This window comes from Umbribacter vaginalis, assembly GCA_001552935.1.
Classification (GTDB): Bacteria; Actinomycetota; Coriobacteriia; order Coriobacteriales; family Eggerthellaceae; genus Berryella; species Berryella vaginalis.
Map to the genome: position 1 here is coordinate 111,976 of KQ959705.1, position 17,056 is coordinate 129,031.

Annotated in this window: 17 protein-coding genes; 12 read left to right on the forward strand and 5 right to left on the reverse strand. The window is 44.7% G+C overall.

Translation table 11 applies throughout. From position 1 onward, the window contains the following. Nucleotides 1–2: 2 nt before the first annotated feature. The 11 genes from HMPREF3190_RS05150 to HMPREF3190_RS07465 all read left to right on the forward strand — a co-directional run bounded on the left by HMPREF3190_RS05150 (nt 3) and on the right by HMPREF3190_RS07465 (nt 9,454). Complete coding sequence (locus tag HMPREF3190_RS05150; RefSeq protein WP_066781016.1) at nt 3–1,331, forward strand: CpaF family protein; 1,329 nt, start codon at nt 3–5, stop codon at nt 1,329–1,331. Between the two features lie 95 nt (nt 1,332–1,426). Beyond that, on the forward strand, nt 1,427–2,356 hold the full coding sequence (locus HMPREF3190_RS05155) for a type II secretion system F family protein (protein WP_449676274.1): 930 nt from the start codon (nt 1,427–1,429) through the stop codon (nt 2,354–2,356). A 14-nt stretch (nt 2,357–2,370) separates the two neighbouring features. Further along, nucleotides 2,371–3,492, forward strand: coding sequence for a type II secretion system F family protein (locus HMPREF3190_RS05160; protein WP_066781020.1), 1,122 nt, complete (start codon nt 2,371–2,373; stop codon nt 3,490–3,492). Nucleotides 3,493–3,663: 171 nt separating this feature from the next. Continuing rightward, complete coding sequence (locus HMPREF3190_RS07460) at nt 3,664–3,963, forward strand: class III signal peptide-containing protein (RefSeq protein ID WP_156425728.1); 300 nt, start codon at nt 3,664–3,666, stop codon at nt 3,961–3,963. Continuing rightward, nucleotides 3,963–4,175 carry a hypothetical protein gene (locus tag HMPREF3190_RS05170; RefSeq protein ID WP_066781027.1) on the forward strand — a complete coding sequence of 71 codons (213 nt, stop codon included), beginning with the start codon at nt 3,963–3,965 and terminating at the stop codon, nt 4,173–4,175. The genes HMPREF3190_RS07460 and HMPREF3190_RS05170 overlap by 1 nt, the downstream gene beginning before the upstream one ends. A 19-nt stretch (nt 4,176–4,194) precedes the next feature. Further along, complete coding sequence (locus tag HMPREF3190_RS05175; RefSeq protein WP_066781028.1) at nt 4,195–4,725, forward strand: TadE/TadG family type IV pilus assembly protein; 531 nt, start codon at nt 4,195–4,197, stop codon at nt 4,723–4,725. A gap of 8 nt (nt 4,726–4,733) precedes the next feature. Further along, nucleotides 4,734–6,878: a hypothetical protein gene (locus tag HMPREF3190_RS05180; RefSeq protein ID WP_156425729.1), complete on the forward strand. Its 2,145-nt coding sequence runs from the start codon at nt 4,734–4,736 to the stop codon at nt 6,876–6,878. 255 nt (nt 6,879–7,133) lie between these two features. Beyond that, nucleotides 7,134–7,529, forward strand: coding sequence for a hypothetical protein (locus HMPREF3190_RS05190; protein WP_066781032.1), 396 nt, complete (start codon nt 7,134–7,136; stop codon nt 7,527–7,529). Nucleotides 7,530–7,793: 264 nt separating this feature from the next. After that, entirely contained in the window at nt 7,794–8,465 is a 672-nt protein-coding gene (locus HMPREF3190_RS05195) for a hypothetical protein (RefSeq protein WP_449676277.1), read from the forward strand. Then, complete coding sequence (locus HMPREF3190_RS05200) at nt 8,458–8,961, forward strand: DUF192 domain-containing protein (protein ID WP_066781036.1); 504 nt, start codon at nt 8,458–8,460, stop codon at nt 8,959–8,961. Before HMPREF3190_RS05195 ends, HMPREF3190_RS05200 begins: the two co-directional genes overlap by 8 nt. After that, nucleotides 8,954–9,454: a hypothetical protein gene (locus HMPREF3190_RS07465; RefSeq protein WP_156425731.1), complete on the forward strand. Its 501-nt coding sequence runs from the start codon at nt 8,954–8,956 to the stop codon at nt 9,452–9,454. The genes HMPREF3190_RS05200 and HMPREF3190_RS07465 overlap by 8 nt, the downstream gene beginning before the upstream one ends. Nucleotides 9,455–9,987: 533 nt before the next feature. Here HMPREF3190_RS07465 and HMPREF3190_RS05215 read toward each other — a convergent pair. The 5 genes from HMPREF3190_RS05215 to HMPREF3190_RS05235 all read right to left on the reverse strand — a co-directional run bounded on the left by HMPREF3190_RS05215 (nt 9,988) and on the right by HMPREF3190_RS05235 (nt 15,856). Continuing rightward, nucleotides 9,988–10,338, reverse strand: coding sequence for a winged helix-turn-helix domain-containing protein (locus HMPREF3190_RS05215; RefSeq protein WP_066781041.1), 351 nt, complete (start codon nt 10,336–10,338; stop codon nt 9,988–9,990). A gap of 468 nt (nt 10,339–10,806) precedes the next feature. Next, nucleotides 10,807–12,531, reverse strand: a complete 1,725-nt coding sequence (thrC, locus tag HMPREF3190_RS05220) for a threonine synthase (protein WP_066781043.1) — start codon at nt 12,529–12,531, stop codon at nt 10,807–10,809. Between the two features lie 192 nt (nt 12,532–12,723). Beyond that, the gene (locus tag HMPREF3190_RS07670) at nt 12,724–14,262 is read right to left on the reverse strand and encodes an ABC transporter ATP-binding protein (RefSeq protein WP_449676280.1); all 1,539 of its coding nucleotides are present in this window, start codon (nt 14,260–14,262) and stop codon (nt 12,724–12,726) included. Nucleotides 14,263–14,315: 53 nt separating this feature from the next. After that, nucleotides 14,316–15,056 (reverse strand): energy-coupling factor transporter transmembrane component T, encoded by a 741-nt coding sequence (locus tag HMPREF3190_RS05230; RefSeq protein ID WP_066781045.1) that lies wholly within the window; start codon nt 15,054–15,056, stop codon nt 14,316–14,318. Between the two features lie 209 nt (nt 15,057–15,265). Further along, complete coding sequence (locus HMPREF3190_RS05235) at nt 15,266–15,856, reverse strand: MptD family putative ECF transporter S component (RefSeq protein ID WP_066781047.1); 591 nt, start codon at nt 15,854–15,856, stop codon at nt 15,266–15,268. Between the two features lie 319 nt (nt 15,857–16,175). Between HMPREF3190_RS05235 and HMPREF3190_RS05240 the strand changes: the two genes are divergently transcribed. Beyond that, entirely contained in the window at nt 16,176–16,427 is a 252-nt protein-coding gene (locus tag HMPREF3190_RS05240) for a FeoA family protein (RefSeq protein ID WP_066781049.1), read from the forward strand. The last annotated feature ends 629 nt before the right edge of the window (nt 16,428–17,056 follow it).

Below are 17,056 nucleotides of genomic sequence, written 5' to 3' on the forward strand. Positions count from 1 at the left end.
ATATGGGATTTTATGAACGCGCTCAAGCATATAAGCAGCAAAAATCTTCTTCACAACCAAAGAGCGATATGTCGCTTTACTATACCTTGCGTGACGACCTTGAAGAGCAGCTTTCAGTTGAGTATGTGATTGATTTAGCAAAGCGCAATAAAGCACAAGCTGAGCTAGAAGTAAAAAAAGCTTGTGAACAGCTGTTATTGCGTCAAGAATACACGGAACTTACCGCATCACAAGCACAAGCGCTTATTCAAGAGCTTGTCAATTCTATCTTTGGCTTGGGTATGATTGAGCCGCTGATACATGAACCGTCAGTCACTGAAATTATGATCAATGGTACACAAGCAATTTTCTATGAAGAATCAGGTGTTTTAAAGCGCTATCCGCAGACATTTCGTACAAAAGAAGAAATTCGCGCTGTTATCGATAAAATCTTAGGGCCACTTGGTAGGCGTGTTGATGAGCTTTCTCCGTTAGTTGATGCGCGTCTTCAACAGGGTTATCGCGTAAATGTTGCACTTAATCCTATTGCCATGAACGGCCCCGTTGTTACTATCAGGAAGTTTCCTGAGCACGTTATAACGCTTGACGATATGTGTAGGGCTGGCAGTGCTGAGTGGAGCGTTGCACGATGCTTGCAGTGGGCAATTGAAAGTAAGAAAAGCCTTGCAGTGTGCGGTTCAACAGGATCTGGTAAAACAACGCTGCTGAATGCGCTTTCTTGTTGCATTCCTAAAAACGAACGGATTATTACCATTGAAGATTCGGCTGAACTGCGATTCTTTGAGCATCCACACGTGATTGGTCTTGAGGCGCGTCCGCTGAACGCTGAAGGAAATGGGCTTATAACCATTCGTGATTTAGTTGCTAATGCGCTGCGCATGCGACCCGACAGAATTGTTGTAGGTGAGTGTCGCGGTTCTGAGGCACTTGATATGCTGCAAGCTATGAATACAGGTCATGAGGGATCGCTTACCACGCTGCATGCCAACTCTCCTCACGATTCCATTTCTCGACTCATTATGATGGTGCGCTTTGGTATCGATTTGCCTACTGACGTTATTAAAACGAGCATTTCTACCGCTTTAAAGCTCATTGTGCAGGTAAAACGTTCAGTTTCGGGCGGTCGTTATATTTCAGATATTGTTGAAGTGTTGCCTGCATGTGAACAACAAGCGTGCCCACTGCGTGAATTGTATGTGCGAAACAATATGAATGAACAGGGGAAATGGCTTGCGGTACCCTCATGGCTTACCGGTACACAACCACACCAAATAGCAAGCAAGGAGGTGGAGCAATGGTATCAGAAAACGGGTTTATCATATGCATGTTAGAAGCTATAAGTATCAGTTCGATAAGTATTGCGGCATTTATACTTGCTCGATCTGCGCTATTATTCCTAAAAAAACGTGCGAGTGCTCAGTGTTATGTGTCGTCGCATACACGCATACTATCGAATAGTGGCAACCAAGCATCAACAACGCATCAGGATGGTAATCCACTGCCACGTTCTGCCATAGTACAGCTTATAGAAATGTGTGCGCCATTGCGCCTTGTTCCTTTTTCGTATGTAGCATCTAAGCTGATCAAGCGTGCATCATGTGGTGACGTGTGCCGGTTTGTATATCGCATGCACCCATCGCTTCATTGCTTTACGAGTGCAGAAACTATGCTTACATGGCTGTGTGTCGCAGCGTTTGTAGTAGGTGTGATAACACTTGTTACAAGCGGTCAATGGTTAAGCAGTCTCATTAGTATATGTGCTGTTAGCTTATGCAGTTATTTCATTTTGAAACATACCTACGATAGTGATCTAAGGCGTCAACGCGAAGCTATTCCCCAAGTGCTCGAACTGATGTCGGATAGCTTTTCTTGTGGCTTTACTTTGTTGCAAACGTTTGAGAGTGTGTGTGCAAGCGATAACTGCCTGGTAAAAGATGTGTTTAAGCGCGCACTTAATGTGTTGCGTTTAAGCGGTGATACGTCGCGTGCGCTTGACGTGCTGAAAAGTTCACGCTTGGGAAACCATATGTCATTTGTTGCTGTTGCGCTTCAAATTCAACATATGTGCGGTGGTTCATCACATGGTATTGTTCAGGCAGCAATGAAAAGCGCTCAAAACGAGTTGGAACTATCGCGCAAACTGAGTACGCAAACAGCGCAAGCGCATTTATCGGCGCGCATCGTATGTGCGTTACCGTTGGTATTGCTTACATTGTTTACTGTCATCTCACCAGGATTTCTTGATGCATATTTTAAAAGCATGTCAGGTATTTTGATTTTTTGTACTGCACTTGGCATGCAAGCACTCGGAATGTTTTTAGTGCATCGCATTCTACAAATTCCCGAGTTGCGCTAGGAGTGTGGCACGTAATGGTTTCATTCTTAGAACAATATAGTAGCTTTGGTGAGCAAGATTCATTACTTGAGATAAGTATGTTGCTTTTAGCAGTATGTGCTGCAATGTGTTGTGCATTTTTCTTAAGCTTGTATGTAATGGCATACAAAAACGATATTCATAGCAGCGGTTCTTCTAACGTGTTGCGTAAGCGTTTACGTAAGCAGCGTTCTCAGTGTAGTACGCAACAAGCGCGCGTGTATAACCAGAGTAATACGATGAACCAAACACGTAATGCATCACCATGTAATGAGAATGGCTCATTAAACAAAACATCTGATGCTTCACAACAACGTGATGCGCATATATTGTATCGAGCATATCTTCCCACGGTGCTTATGTATGTGCAAAAACGAGCAGATACCTATCAAGACAGCGTATGTGTACACTTCGTGCAGTGTTTTATGCCTGCACTGTTTAATGCACATCGCAATCAAACGTTACATAAGCAGCTTAATCAAACATACATGCGTGGCAAACACGTTGTTTCTGCGTATTGGGAAACGTATGTGCGCTGCGGAATAGCAAGTGCATTAGTTGGGTTGTGTGTGGGGCTTATCGATTCGCCTTTGAGTGCAGTTGTTGGTGCTTGTAGTGGTGTTGTTCTTCACGTGTTGTTGTGGAAAAACGCGCTTAAAAAAGCGCAGCATCAAAAAGCGCAGCACGCTGAAAAGCACTTATCTGAAATGCTTGAGGTTTTATCGTTGGGATTGAAAAGCGGACTTACGTTTGATGTGAGTTTTAAGTTGTATGCAAGTAATTTTAGTGTTCCGTTCGCTCGTGATTGTTTACGTGCATATGAAAGCTGGGCGTATGGCATGCAAAGTCGGTCTCAAGCACTTCAAGCGCTGAGTGCTGCGTATTGTTCGCAAGAATTACAGCGCGTTATTGCAAGTATTATTCGTTCGCTTCATTTAGGGAATGCGTTGGCTGCTACGTTGCATTACGAGTCAAGTGTTTGTCGGGAAAAACGTTGTTTGCAACTTGAGAAAGTAGTGTTGAAAGCGCCTATAAAAATGATGATTCCAACAGGTGCGTTAATATTACCAGCCATGCTTATTTTGATTATGGCACCAATGTTTTTGAGTATGACATAAACGCTACGTTCTATAAGGACTATGACGGGTAACACTTGGAGCAATGGGTAGGCGTTTGTCAGGATGTTATGAACGAGGCGAATGTTAAGCGCGCGTGCGGGTGGTTTGTATAACAGCTTGTATAAAGCTTGTATGCAATAGAACTAGTACTACTGATGAAAGGAGATACGTATGTTAAAGCGTTGTTTATGGAATACAGAGGGTAAGGAAAGGCGCGTTGAACGGCCTACACGGAGTATTTCACAACAGAGTAGATGTATACAAAGGTATGCCGCTATAAATGAGTATATATGCAGGTGGTATGCGCGTTTAAGCACGCAAGCACAGCCACGTTTGCGCGGACAAGGCACTACTGAGTACGCCATCATTGTGGGCGTTATCGTTGTTATTGCCATTGTTGCGATTGTCGGATTTAAACCAAAAATTCAAGCGCTGTGGGATGCCATTTCTAATGGATTAGGATCGCTGTAATGGTGCATTTCAATGCTGGTCGTAGAAGTTGTTATGGGCAAGCGACACTTGAGTATGCGCTCGTCACAAGCGCCTTATTAGCAGTGTTGATTGCATTTGGCGTGATGTTTCATGCATGTAACGAGGGTGTATTGGTGCATTATGCGCTTGAACATGCATCACATCGAATGCATGTAGAAGATGATGGCACGATAAGCGTGTTGTGTTATTAGCAAGGAAAGGAACAGTTCAATGCAGTATGCACGGGTACAATGTGCTTCTTTATCAATCTGCGATCACCGCTGTTTACGCGTTTGTGGTCAAAGCTGCGTTGAAGCTGCTTTTCTTCTTCCAGTGCTGTTAGTTTTTCTTTTATTGTTATTGCAACCTGCGCTTATGTTGTACCATGCGCTTATTTTGGAAAATACATGTCAAGAAGCGTGTCGTGTGCTAGCAACGTGTTCAAATGATCAAGATATGCGAGCGCTTGACGGTTTCATCACTCATCGACTTCAAGCGCTCCCGGCGTGTTTTGCTTCCAGCGACGATGCTGATGCGCAGCCTGATTGGAGCGTTACTACGCAAGGCAATGCTGCATCGCGTGAAGTGGGCGTAACGATTGAGGGATACGTGCGTGCGCTTCCCTTAGTCGGCGGTTTGTTTGGTGGTAGGTTTGGCGCAAGCAGCATTCCCATTAAAATTTCGCGTACGCTGGTTGCGCATGCGTACTGGGAAACAAAACAAGGCATTGATGCCTCGAATAGTGTGGGAGCGTGGTACTGATGGGCGTTATGAACATGGTATGGAAGCGTCGTTTTGCATCACGCCAGCAGCATCAGCGTCGACAGATCTCTTATATACGGCATCTTCACAAGCGCGATGGCGGTTTTACGACCTTTGGTTGTGCACTTGCTATCCTTATAAGTGTGACACTTATTTTTTCTCAGCTTGAAATTTATCACGTAAATACAGCATGTGCAGCTACGCAAGAAGTTGCTGATATTGCTGCCTTAGGCGCAGCTCATGAAGTTGCACGCTTTGTAAAAGTGGCTCGCTTATGCGATTCGGTTGTCTTAACACTTTCGGTATGTGGTGCGACGTGTGCTGCTGTGGGGCTTATTTGTTTGTGTATTCCGCCCGTTTGCGCTGTGGGTACCACCTTGCTTAACGCAGCTCATAAATGTATTAGTATAAGCGATTCGTTTTCTAAAAAAGCATGTAAGGCGCTCGATTCGTATCAAGATGCACTGCCTTTTTTGTGTACGCTTAAGGTGTTACAAACGTCATATGCGAATAAGGGTGGCGTATACCACAATGCGTATGCTGGCATTGCGTTTTTACTGCCATCCGATGGAAAAACACTTTCTCATGAAGCGTCCTCATCAGGCATTGCACATGTAGACAAGCTCGAGGAGTATAAAAAGCCGCTTAAGGAAATGGGCGAAGCGATGGTTAAGAAGCAGCGCGCCTGTAAAGAGGCAAAATTACGCGCATTTCAGGCTGATTGTGGGAGCAGTGAGCAGGCATCAAGCATGTACGAACGTGCACAAGCATTAGGAGATGTTCCTGCGTATAGAAATCCGCACTATCATAGCGTTGATGCTTGGAATTTCGCGTGTGCATTGCAGCGTGCACAGGCATATTACGAAACACGCGAGCGCACGGAATACTCACATTCAAGTAATCCAGATGTGCAAGCTCAATCTTATGCTCGTCTGTGCTTTTATCGCTACATGGTTAACCAGCTTCAACAGTCATATATCAATGAAACAGATGATAGTTTTAGTGCATCCCTTCCTTTTATACCTCGTAATACACATCAAATGCGTTCAACATCGCTCTATACTGATGCGTTGTTTCCTGTGTTTAAAGATGAAGATGGCCATGATGTATTTTGTGCCTATCCCGGGGCGCCTGGATCACATGAGGCGTATCGTTATGGATCGCTTGAAGAATTTCAGCGGATGCATGCTTCAAGTTCACCTGCAGGGGTGTTACGTGTATCTGACATGGGAAAAGTAGCAGCTGCATCAAGTGCGATCAATAATGGCTTTGAATTCTATTTTACGCAATTTATCAATGCAACGCGTGATTATGAAAAGCATGCGCACGATCTTAAACCTCTGGAGCGAAAAACAAAACACAAGCTAGATGGTGCATTGAGTGAAGTAGTAAAGCTTATTAAAAGCATAAAAGGCCGAAGAATTTTCCCCTATCCACCAGGGCGTGATGGAGTGTGTTGTGCGCTCATCAACACGTCACGTGTGTCGTTGCATACGCTCTTTGCTAGTCCTTTTATCAAAAAAGACACCGTTATTAGGCAACGCTTTGCGCTTTCAGCCGCTACGTTAGTACGTGATGAAGATGCAACTCCGTCGTTTTCATCAGCTGTGCAAAGTTTTTCAAACAGAGCATCAAGTTTATTTGCAGGCGTTCCATTGGTGTTGAATTGCTGGTTAAGCCTGGTGAATTTATATGGAACTGGACAAGATATGCTTATTTCAGGAGTTGAGCACATGTTTGATGGTGTTCCATTGCTGAATACGTCAGGGATTGGGCGCTGGGCATCGCAGCATTTTAAGAGCCTTATCTGTGATTTAGGTTTTGACAAAATAGATATGGCCCCCTTACGAGCCGTGAGTGTGAATTCGCGCATGGTGCTGCAAAGTGCCACTAATGGAGTACCGCTGGTGTTGCGTCGCATAAAAGAAGCAATGTTTATTAATGAACATGACAAAATACGCATTTTGCGCGATATGTTTGAATCGAGTTCTGGTTCATATGCTGGTCATACGCCAGATGATACGCATGATAGCGGACGCATCGCTCCTTCGCCTGACGGCGGATCTTTCGATGCGGTGCGCGAACATCTAAAAGACGTTATCCCTGATAGCGACATACTTATAGCGTTGTTGTCGGAAGGCTTAAAAGGGTGATGTGCGATGGTAGAACAACGTTTGCACAGAGCATTTTTCTCGTGCTTGTTGGTGGCGGGTGGGCTGGAAACAGCGCTTGCGGCAACGGTGCGCGTGGCGGCGGAGTGGTGGGAAAACAAGCGTGGACGTGGACGTTCAAGCACGAGCGAATGTGGGCATTCCCGACCGCGAAGGCACACATGTGAATACATCATGCACACATCAAGGTACGCCTGTGGGTACGTCGCCTGCACACAAAGACGCGCATGCGGACAAATGACTATCGAGTGCGCTGTTTGTTTTCCAGTTCTTCTTGCGCTTGCACTGGTGAGCTATAACGCAATGAGTTTCATATGTGCGTGTAGCGAATTTGATCGGCAATTTTGTGAAGAAGTGCGCATTCACGCAACCTCGCTTGACGCGTACAGCACTGTTACAAGCGTGTGCGATGACATTAACGAAGCTATGAACACGCATTACGTGCTGCCTGAAAACCGTATTATAACAGCACGTGAACAGGGGCTTGGCATAGTACGGTTTACCGGGGAGATGATTTTCGAGCCAACGCTTTTCGGTAATCGCGTGTTGCAAGGTATGGGCTTAACGAAACTTACATCGTTGCGCCACAAAACTTCATTGGCGTGTTCGTGTATGCATCTTGACGCATGGTAGCTTAGGTATAAGGTGGCAGAAGTGATGGTGAAACCATATAAATATGTAATGCTACGGGTGAAACGTGCGCTTAAGGTGTTGCGTGCTTCACAAAAATTGAATGCTTTGTGCTTGCGTTACGCTTTACGTGCTCGTCACGAGCTTACGGCGCGTCATATTGAACCAGAGCAGATGACTTCCTATTCGCATGTCACTTCATGCACGCTGACTGATCGTTCTCGTCATACGTGCAATATAGTGTGGATAGCTGTGTGCGCGTTCGCAGTGACTTTGCTTATAGTTTATGCGTACGGAAATGGATTGTTCCAGAGTAATAAGCAAAAGTTAGAAACACATTCATCGAATGCGCTTGCGTTTATTTCTGGTAGTGCACAAGCAACAATGCAGGCATATCAAGCGTATGTTTCTAGTAAAGATGCGTGTGAACAGGCTGTTTATAATGCGATTACACTGCCGCCTAGTGCTTATGGATATTTATATCACAATCAGGTTGTTTCTTTCTGTATGCCCTGCTCTATTACACACGCAATGCAACAGGTGCGTGCTTGTGTTGCGGATGCACATGGAGAAATAAGCGAGTTTGCACTTGACAGCGCTTCGCCGAATGTGTTGCTTGTACGTGTTCCTTTTCCGCAGGAAAAAGCACAGTCATTAAGCAATCCGCAGCACCAATTGCATACATTGTTGCACGATGAGTACCCAGGCAAATCACAGGAACAATTGGGCTTGTCACAATATGGTTGTTCATATCCATCATCCTCAAAAGGAATGCATCATTCAAGTGGCTTATACGCACATAGTACGTGCGATACAAGCGGCATTCATGCAGATAGATGCACTGGTATGCATCTCATTCTTATAGTGTCATTTACACCATGCGGTGATCACTCGGTTGTAGTAATGCAAATTCGTACGTCAGGAGGAAACTATGGCTAACACAGCATGGTTAGATACGCATTCAAGTTGGTCGTTACTTACAGGATCGTTTGGGAAAACATATAAGCGTGTTTGTGAATTGCAAGCTCAGCAACGAAGTATGTTATTACGGTACGGTACTGTTCACGAAACGAAACCGCTCATTATTGCATCGTCATTTAGAAGTCGTTTGCGAGGTTTGTTAGCTACTCAGCCGCATGGCAGCATCTTAATGCTTTGTCCGTGTAAATCGGTACATACGCTTGGTATGAAACATGCAATCGACATTGCTTTTGTGTCTGACACAGGCAAAGTAATAAAAAGCAGGAGAGGAGTATTACCAGGAAAACCATCACTTTCAGCGAGACACAGTGCGTATGTACTAGAACAGTTTTTCGATCCCACATCGTGGTGGTTTAACGAAGACGATTATGTAATAGTGCGCACTTTTCATGCAGAAAGAGTAAGCGCACAGTTTGCCTGCGCTTCGATGAAAGAAAGGAAGATATATGACTAACACACTCTATTGTGATGATTACAAGAAACAGTGTCCTGTTTGTGGAGCATTTACCTTTGAGAGCGCTCGTTTGTGCTATGGCTGCATGCATAGGTTTAATGATGATGCAAGCGTACATGTGTATTCTCTTTCGGCTACGGGCACATCATCGCTTGAATGCATATCTGAGTCAGCACCTGCTTCATCACCTGCTGTAATGGGTGCATTTGATTCTTCGTGTGTATCTACTTCATCACCAGCGGAAACGTGCGCACGTTCCTCATCAGCTGCGGGAACGGGTGCTTTTGCTTCACCATCTGAGGAAATAAGCGCATGTGCTTTTTCGCATGTAGCTGCCTCGCTACCTACAGCAACGAGTGCACTTTCCTCATCACCTGTTGCGATGGACACGTCTGTGTATACGTGTGTACCTGCAACTACATCTACGGATGCGTATGTGCAACGCTTACCGTGTGAACCGCGCAACTATTTTTCAAGTTATAAGACATATTGATGGAGACGCTATGCTTGCATGTGGGTATCTATTATATGGGGTTTGTTGTTTCTTGCTTGTTGTGTGTTGCATGGTTGATGTGAAGTGCTTGTGTATCCCTATATGGGCATGTTATAGCATCGCCGTGTGCGGCTCGATTGCGTATGTGCTGCTATATTCGTTTGACACGTACTGGTATGGCATTGTGTATGGTGCAGCTTGTGTGTGCGTGTTACTTGTGACGCGCTTTGCGTTGCAGCTGCTTTACGCTGTTCGACATAACAGCTCGTTACGTGTCGTACAACAGTCGTATATTCCCTTTGGAACAGGAGATATACGACTCATTTTCGCGCTGAGTGCGTCAAGTGGAATGTTTGTGTTCGTAGGCTTATGCGCTATGTGTTGTATAGGGGTGCTGTTTGCGTGTGCTTGTATCGTAAAAGCGCATATCAAAAAGCAGGATATGCGCAACGTGTTTCCTTTTGCGCCGTGTATTAGCGTATGGCTTCCGTGCGTGCTTTTAGCGATGCATGCGTTTCCGTAACGAGAACTTTCTAATGGGAGCCGTAATACATTTTCTCGAACGTTTTATTGGCATAAGCGCTTACTTTGCGATTTATATCGTTCCATGTTTTGAGAAGTTGCTGACCCTCTTCAGTAAGGGTTGAGCCATGTGCACCATCACGATCAATAAGCACTACATTAAGGCGCTGTTCGGTATTTTTCATGATGCGCCATGCTTTGCTATATGCCATATGCATATTTTTAGCTGCAGCATTAAGTGAACCATAGGTAAGAACGCCCTGACACAATTCAGCTACCCCTCGACCATACATTGATCCGTGGTTTTCTCCTTCAAGAGAAATTGCAATACGTACTACAGGCTTAAGGTGTTGTTCGCTCATATCATACTCGTTTCTTGTAAGGGGGAACAGTAAAAACCCAGATAGTTGTAACATTATAGGTGCATGCACCGTGCATGCGCTATAGTGTATGGCGCAGCGTGTGCTTATACACTTTGTATTGAGTACCTGTGCTTAGCTTCGTTTACCTTACCCCCTCACATGTAAAGGTAAACTATCTATCGGAATTATTCTTTCTCAAAAATTATAGTGAGTAAAGAGATGTGGAATTATTCATTATTGTATCTACCAATCTATCACGTTTCGTGATAAATGGTACTTAATAGCCTTATAAACAGGAGTTACAGCAGCGCTAGGCGTGTAAAATTGTGAAGATTTTTGCATTTAGTATTATTCACCCAGTTGGTGTACCTGTGCAAAGAACATACACCAAGAGGCAGTATATAAGCTTTCTCGTGTAGCATTTAAATCGAGCTCGCACGGAAGCTCTATAAATTCCAGTTCGCGTAGCTATTTACCACATGCTAATTCTCGCTGGAACTGTTCAAGTGCAGCTTGTATGTCGGCGGTATTTCTATCAAGCTGTACAGCTGCATGCGTCGTTGCTAGACGTTCTTGCGTAAGCGCAGGTGGAATAGATAACCCAAACTTCTCGGCAAGAAGCGCATTCAGTTGAAAACTGCTACATTGCGCAATGGCACTGGGAAGTGGCTGGTCGTTGGCTATGTTGTGTAAAGCTCTATACATGCTTGCAGAAAATTTTGCCCACGATGCTGTTGATACAATAAGCATTGGCGTGCTGCTGTCGCCAAGACGCTGTGCAACTTCAAATGCAACAGCACTATGCGGATCCATCGCGTAACGATATGTTTCAAAAATGTGCTTCATAGTGCGCAAACAGTCGTCGTTGCTTACCCAGTCGCCTGCAAACGTGTCGCGTAAAGCATCAAAGGTTGTACGATCAATTTTAAATGCCTGTTTCGTTTTAAGTGCTGCCATCCATGCACGTACTAAACGTGCATTGCGCTGTGTTAACTCAAACAGTGCGCGTTCTAGGTTCGATGAAACTAAAATATCCATTGACGGCGATGGCGTGCTCACTAACGGGCGCTTTTCAAGAGAATATGAGCCCGTTGCCATAAACTGTGCAAGGACATTATTTTCATTGCTGGCACATATCAGCAAACGAATGGGAACGCCTATCTGTTTAGCGTAATAACCTGCAAGAATGTTCCCAAAATTTCCCGTAGGAACACACACATCAAAACAACCGCACTCTTGCAGTACACCCTGTTCACGCAGCTGATGATAGGCTGAAACGTAATATACAATTTGTGGCAATAAGCGTCCCCAGTTAATGGAATTTGCACTTGAAAGATATGTATTATAGTGGCTTTGAAGTGTATGATTCCATTCCGGATTACCGAACAGCTCTTTAACGGCACGCTGGCAATCGTCAAAATTACCTCTAACGGCAAAAATGCGCGCCTGATTGCTGGCATGTGCCTGCATTTGCGTGCGTTGCATTTCGCTTACATGCTGGTGAGGATATAAAACTGCCATCGATATATTGTGTGCGTGTGAAAATCCGCACAGCGCAGCACTTCCTGTATCGCCTGATGTTGCAACCAGAATAAGGCGTTTTGATCCTGCTTGCGCGCTTGATTGGGAACGTTGCGAGGCCGCTTGAGAATGGAGCGAGGCCGCTTGGGAGCGTGTTTGCGCGCTTGTTGACGTGTCTATACTGCCACTGGTGCCGCAAGCTGAAATCCAAGCACCACCAGCACTGACGCCGCCTCCTGCGCCATCCGCGCACCCTGCACCCGTGCCACCAGCACCGTTGGCCTTGATGCCTTCTTCAAAGAAAAGCGGCAGCGCTTGCAGAGCAATATCTTTAAATGCGCTGGTAGGTCCATGCCATAGTTCAAGAACGTGTGTGTGGTTGTTAAGTGAATGAACAGGCACGATGCGTTCATCATCAAATTGTTGACCGTACGCTTGTGCACATAATGCATCAATCGCCTCATCAGCAATATTGGGCTGAAATGCCTTAAAAATGCGCGCTGCAACAGCATGATAGGGAAGTGATTGCATTGCTTGCAACTCTTCAAGCGAAAAATGAGGAAGGTGCTTAGGAACAAATAGGCCTCCATCAGGCGCAAGTCCTGTTAATACGGCTTCGGTAAATGAGTAGGAGCGCGAAGATAATCCGCGTGTATCAGTGTACTGTATCATGAAGCACCTCAATCGCATTCGTTGGCTCGCGTGCATACGTGTAAGCACATTGGGAACCGATAAGTATTATGCAAGCGTCAATAGCATGTTCACGCACGTGGTGCAATAATACACTGTTTTGGCTTATCTGCCCATGCGCTCGTTAATATTTTTCAGCTGCACCTTTGGTTCATAGCCATTGATGCTGGTAAACTACAGCGTTTTCATGTGGAGAATATCATCGCAGCAGCATTCAATAAATTCGCTGTCATGCGTAACCGTAATAATAGTTCGTCCACGGTGTTTTAAGTGGTTCAAAATGCGCGCTACTATTTGCATATGCCGTCTATCCAATCCACTTGTGGGCTCATCGAGCAGCAGGATTGGCGCTTGTGACGCAATTGCGCATGCAAGCGCCAAGCGCTGTTTTTGTCCACCAGAAAGCGACATGGGATGTCTGTTATATAAGGAGTCTAATTCAACGTCAAGAAGCGCTTGCTTCGCTGCATGTTCATTGGCGTGCGATTGGCTGATTAACACTTCATCGAGCACCGATTCGGTAAAAAGTTGATGATTCACATCTTGCATAACCATAAATATCGTACCAGCACGTTGTTTGCATGTATACGGCGTACCGTCGACAAGCATAATCCCCTGGTTTTTTCGAATACCGCAGATAGTTTCCAAAAAGGTAGTTTTACCAGCGCCGTTACCGCCAACAATGGCAGTTACATGGCCTTTTTTAAATTTCATATCCTTGATAGAGAATAGTGTTTGGTTTTTGCGGTATGAGTAGCAAAAGTTTTTGAGGAAGATGAAGTTGTTGTGTTGCAGTGCTTGATCGTGATTAGTCCCACCACCCGCGTCAACTCCAATACCCGTGTCACCGCTGCTACCAGCGCCGCAGTTCTCACGAGCAATGCCACTGTTGTCACCACCGCCAGCATGCAACGTATCTAAACACAGAGGAGATACGCGCTTCAACGATCGTAAGCCGCAGTGCTTTGCATCATCGTCTGTAAAATGTAGCATTTCGCGCTTCGTAAGTTCTCTAGCAAGCGTTCCTTGTTCCAAAATAAAAGTTCTATCTGCTAAATCCCACACATAATTAATGCGATGCTCCGCAATTAAAATTGTTTTGCCTGTTTGTTTCCAATAAGCAATAAGCTCTCGAAGATGCTCCGCTGCTTCATAATCCAAATTTGCCGATGGCTCGTCAAGCAGTATTATTTCTGGTGCAAGCACATCAATCGATGCACAGGCAATTTGTTGTTTTTCTCCGCCTGAAAGCTCAAAAATATTGCGATCCATCAATGCTTCAATATGAAAATTTTGCACGGTTGCACGTATACGATCTATAATTTCACGCTCTTGAACAGCAAGATTTTCCAAACCAAATGCCAGTTCACTGGTAGTGTCAACCGTAAAAAACTGTGTACGATGATTTTGAAACACGCTTCCTATCACACCAGCTTTATCTTCAATGTTGCTGTTTTGCGCGTTTTTGCCGTGTACCCATACACGGCCCGTCACGTGTCCGCGATAAAACTCGGGTATCAAGCCATTCAATAGCCGTAGGATAGTTGATTTTCCGCTTCCTGAAGCCCCTGTTAAAAGCACGCATTCACCAGTATTTATACGAAAAGAAACGTTGCTGAGACTTTGTGTATCTGGTGTTGCTTCATACGAGAAGCTTACCTTATGAAATTCAATCAAGCACATAGCATCATCACCCAAAGCACCATCACCCATAGCACATCACGACACATAGAGCGTCACAACACATAGCATCACAACCCCCGGCATTACAACCAATAGCAGCACAGCACATAACACCACAACCAATATAATATTGCCACAAGTACCAGCACAAATACAGCATAATCTGCCCAGTTAAACCCAACTTTGCAGATGTTCGTTCTCTTTTTGTATCTTCCAAGCCCACGCGTAAGCGCTGCGGCCGATAGTTCCTCACCGATTTTTGCAACGCAGGTAATGAGAGGCACAATGCGATATTCCACCATCTTCGTAAGCTTGCCATTCCTAAGCCCGATGCCCCGCATTTTCATAGCTGCACGGATTGACGCATTTTCTTCACGAATAGTTGGGAAGAGGCGAAACATAACGCACATCGGAATGGTAAGCGCATCGGGCATATGTAGCTTATCCATTGTTGCTTTAAATTGGCTTACCGTGGTGGTGTCGATAACATATGAGCCCATCATATAAGCAGGTAGAAATCGATTTATAACTACAATTATGAAAAGGAGTACATTTGTTAACACGCCGTGTGCAACAGGGAATAGGAAGCGTTCACATGCGTACATGATACCTACAAGGAGCGCACCAATTACGCAAGGTGTGTATCGTTTTGCACTTAATAACAGCAAAAATGGCAGGAGTGCAAACACAGCACGAAACCAAAATAGCTTGCTTCCTCCTGCGTCTGACAACACAAGAACTGCTTCCACGAACACAAGGAGCAGTTTTGTTCTGGGGTCAAGTAGGCTTTTTGTAGGGTGTGGTATCCATGGAGTTTCGTTCATGGTGCGTCACTCATACTCTATCTTGAGGCTCGTGTATCTTTTTAAATGCAACACATGTAACCTATTCACGTTACCGTGCTTGTGCGCATGTAACACATTCAGTCTGTTCATATTCCACATTTTACTGCTCAGCATGTTCCATTTAGTCATGGTAATACGCCTTTGCGCATGCGATACGTTTTTACTCTGTCATGCTGATACGGCTTTGCTTATGCAATGCCCGCGCGTTCAAAATGCTTCTTTAACAGAGCTTTGCCGATGAAACCTCCAATAATTCCGCAGATGAATGTAGCAATGAGCAACACAAAGAACAACCAGTTTGGCGTAAGGCTTGTCACTGCATCGATGTAGTCTTGTCCGAAGCTTGTTCGCGTTGCAAAATACTGCGCCCTTTGGAAAAATAACGGTAGGTAATTGCCGCATGCCCACAGCGAAAATACCCCTGTCGTTACGATAGCTGCGCGCATGCTTTTATACGTGCCGCTGCGATACACCAGTTCTGCAATAATGCCCGTAACAACCGCAAAGGGAATTGGCATCCACGTCATGCCTGTTAAAAACATCAAAATACCCAAAATTACACTCATGATGAAAATCATGCCAGGTTTGTGTACTTTCGTAAGGAACAACATAAACGGAATCCCGCCGATCACGCCAACCATACATGACAGCAGAACAAGGAGTACGGGGATAAGTCCAGTCATCGCCAGTACGATAACAATAACGAAATAAATTGCCGTATAGATGCCGATATTGATAAGATCTCTTCCGTTGAGCTTAGCTGTTGATGGGTTACCCATAGAAGATCAATCCTCTCTTAAGGTCGTTCTGTTAGCCAGTACTAACTTATTTACTGACATAATACCGCGTATTTATACATTCTGTTGAAGCATTTATAAATTTTTTGATTGTGCGCCAACACAAAGAAAATAAAGTAACGTTATCTACAAATAATTCATAACTTTATTTTGTATTTTTAACAGGCTTTTTATTAGCAATAATCAACAAACTTCTAATTGTTACCTGAAATTAATTCATTTTTTTGCAATAAGTGTTTACTATGTATATTGACGTTTGGGCGTCATAAGGCGAGAGTTGAGTAGAAGGGGTTTGGGAATCTTGAGCACCGAAACCGCATACGTAAAGCCATTAACATTTGCTTCACTCGGTGAGTGTGTTGAGGTGCGTTCAATTAAATCGACAAAGCCAGAGTTGTTACATTTTCTTGAGAATTTGGGATTTGTGGAAGGGTCTCATGTTCGAGTAGCAGCTGACAACCAGGGAAATCTTATCGTCGAGATTAAAGGTTCACGTGTTGCACTTGATAAATCTGTTGCAGCGCGTATTTCTGTTGTTAGTGTAACCAAGTAATGTATTGCATCTCGTGAAGCAACCATTAAAGCGCTTAATGCGTTAGGAATGTTTTGCATACGCGTGTGCATGTTTTCAGCTGGCGGCGATTGGTATCTGTGTTTCAGAACATGTATATGTCATACGTGTGGTAAGCACCACAGACAGCGTACCATGCATATACACCACGTACAGCACATGGAGCAGCTCCAGTACATGCAACACGTAGCATAGATTGAACAGGTATAACACATGTAGCACGTACTGCCACTACTGCACAAACTGCACAAGGTGTATGGTGTGCAATCTGCACAAAGCAATCTGCACAAAGCAAGCTGCACATCGCGACTGTGTGAACGTTGCTTAAAGCGAATACGCCACAAAGCGCAAACGCACATGAGCGCACAACGTACACAGAGAACATGCAGTATGGATGCCATCAGCACATTTTGGCACTTCGATTTTACGACTTCATTCCATTCATCAATATTTCGACCTCGCACCCATGATTATGAGCAAGCGATATAGGTTCGTGTGTTCGTTTCGCGTGGGCTTTTATTGGATTATGGTGCGCACAGTTTATTGGCGCATACTCATAACTCAATTGACAACCCTCGTGCAATGCCTGCGAGCAATGTGGAGTGCAAAAC

Coding starts and splice junctions, on each gene's coding strand:
- HMPREF3190_RS05170 (WP_066781027.1), top strand. CDS start 3,963: ATGGTGCATTTCAATGCTGGTCGTAGAAGTTGTTATGGGCAAGCGACA.
- HMPREF3190_RS07670 (WP_449676280.1), bottom strand. CDS start 14,262: ATGGGTGATGGTGCTTTGGGTGATGATGCTATGTGCTTGATTGAATTT.
- HMPREF3190_RS07460 (WP_156425728.1), top strand. CDS start 3,664: ATGTTAAAGCGTTGTTTATGGAATACAGAGGGTAAGGAAAGGCGCGTT.
- HMPREF3190_RS05175 (WP_066781028.1), top strand. CDS start 4,195: ATGCAGTATGCACGGGTACAATGTGCTTCTTTATCAATCTGCGATCAC.
- HMPREF3190_RS07465 (WP_156425731.1), top strand. CDS start 8,954: ATGACTAACACACTCTATTGTGATGATTACAAGAAACAGTGTCCTGTT.
- HMPREF3190_RS05180 (WP_156425729.1), top strand. CDS start 4,734: ATGAACATGGTATGGAAGCGTCGTTTTGCATCACGCCAGCAGCATCAG.
- HMPREF3190_RS05200 (WP_066781036.1), top strand. CDS start 8,458: ATGGCTAACACAGCATGGTTAGATACGCATTCAAGTTGGTCGTTACTT.
- HMPREF3190_RS05150 (WP_066781016.1), top strand. CDS start 3: ATGGGATTTTATGAACGCGCTCAAGCATATAAGCAGCAAAAATCTTCT.
- HMPREF3190_RS05230 (WP_066781045.1), bottom strand. CDS start 15,056: ATGAACGAAACTCCATGGATACCACACCCTACAAAAAGCCTACTTGAC.
- HMPREF3190_RS05235 (WP_066781047.1), bottom strand. CDS start 15,856: ATGGGTAACCCATCAACAGCTAAGCTCAACGGAAGAGATCTTATCAAT.
- thrC (WP_066781043.1), bottom strand. CDS start 12,531: ATGATACAGTACACTGATACACGCGGATTATCTTCGCGCTCCTACTCA.
- HMPREF3190_RS05160 (WP_066781020.1), top strand. CDS start 2,371: ATGGTTTCATTCTTAGAACAATATAGTAGCTTTGGTGAGCAAGATTCA.
- HMPREF3190_RS05190 (WP_066781032.1), top strand. CDS start 7,134: ATGACTATCGAGTGCGCTGTTTGTTTTCCAGTTCTTCTTGCGCTTGCA.
- HMPREF3190_RS05215 (WP_066781041.1), bottom strand. CDS start 10,338: ATGAGCGAACAACACCTTAAGCCTGTAGTACGTATTGCAATTTCTCTT.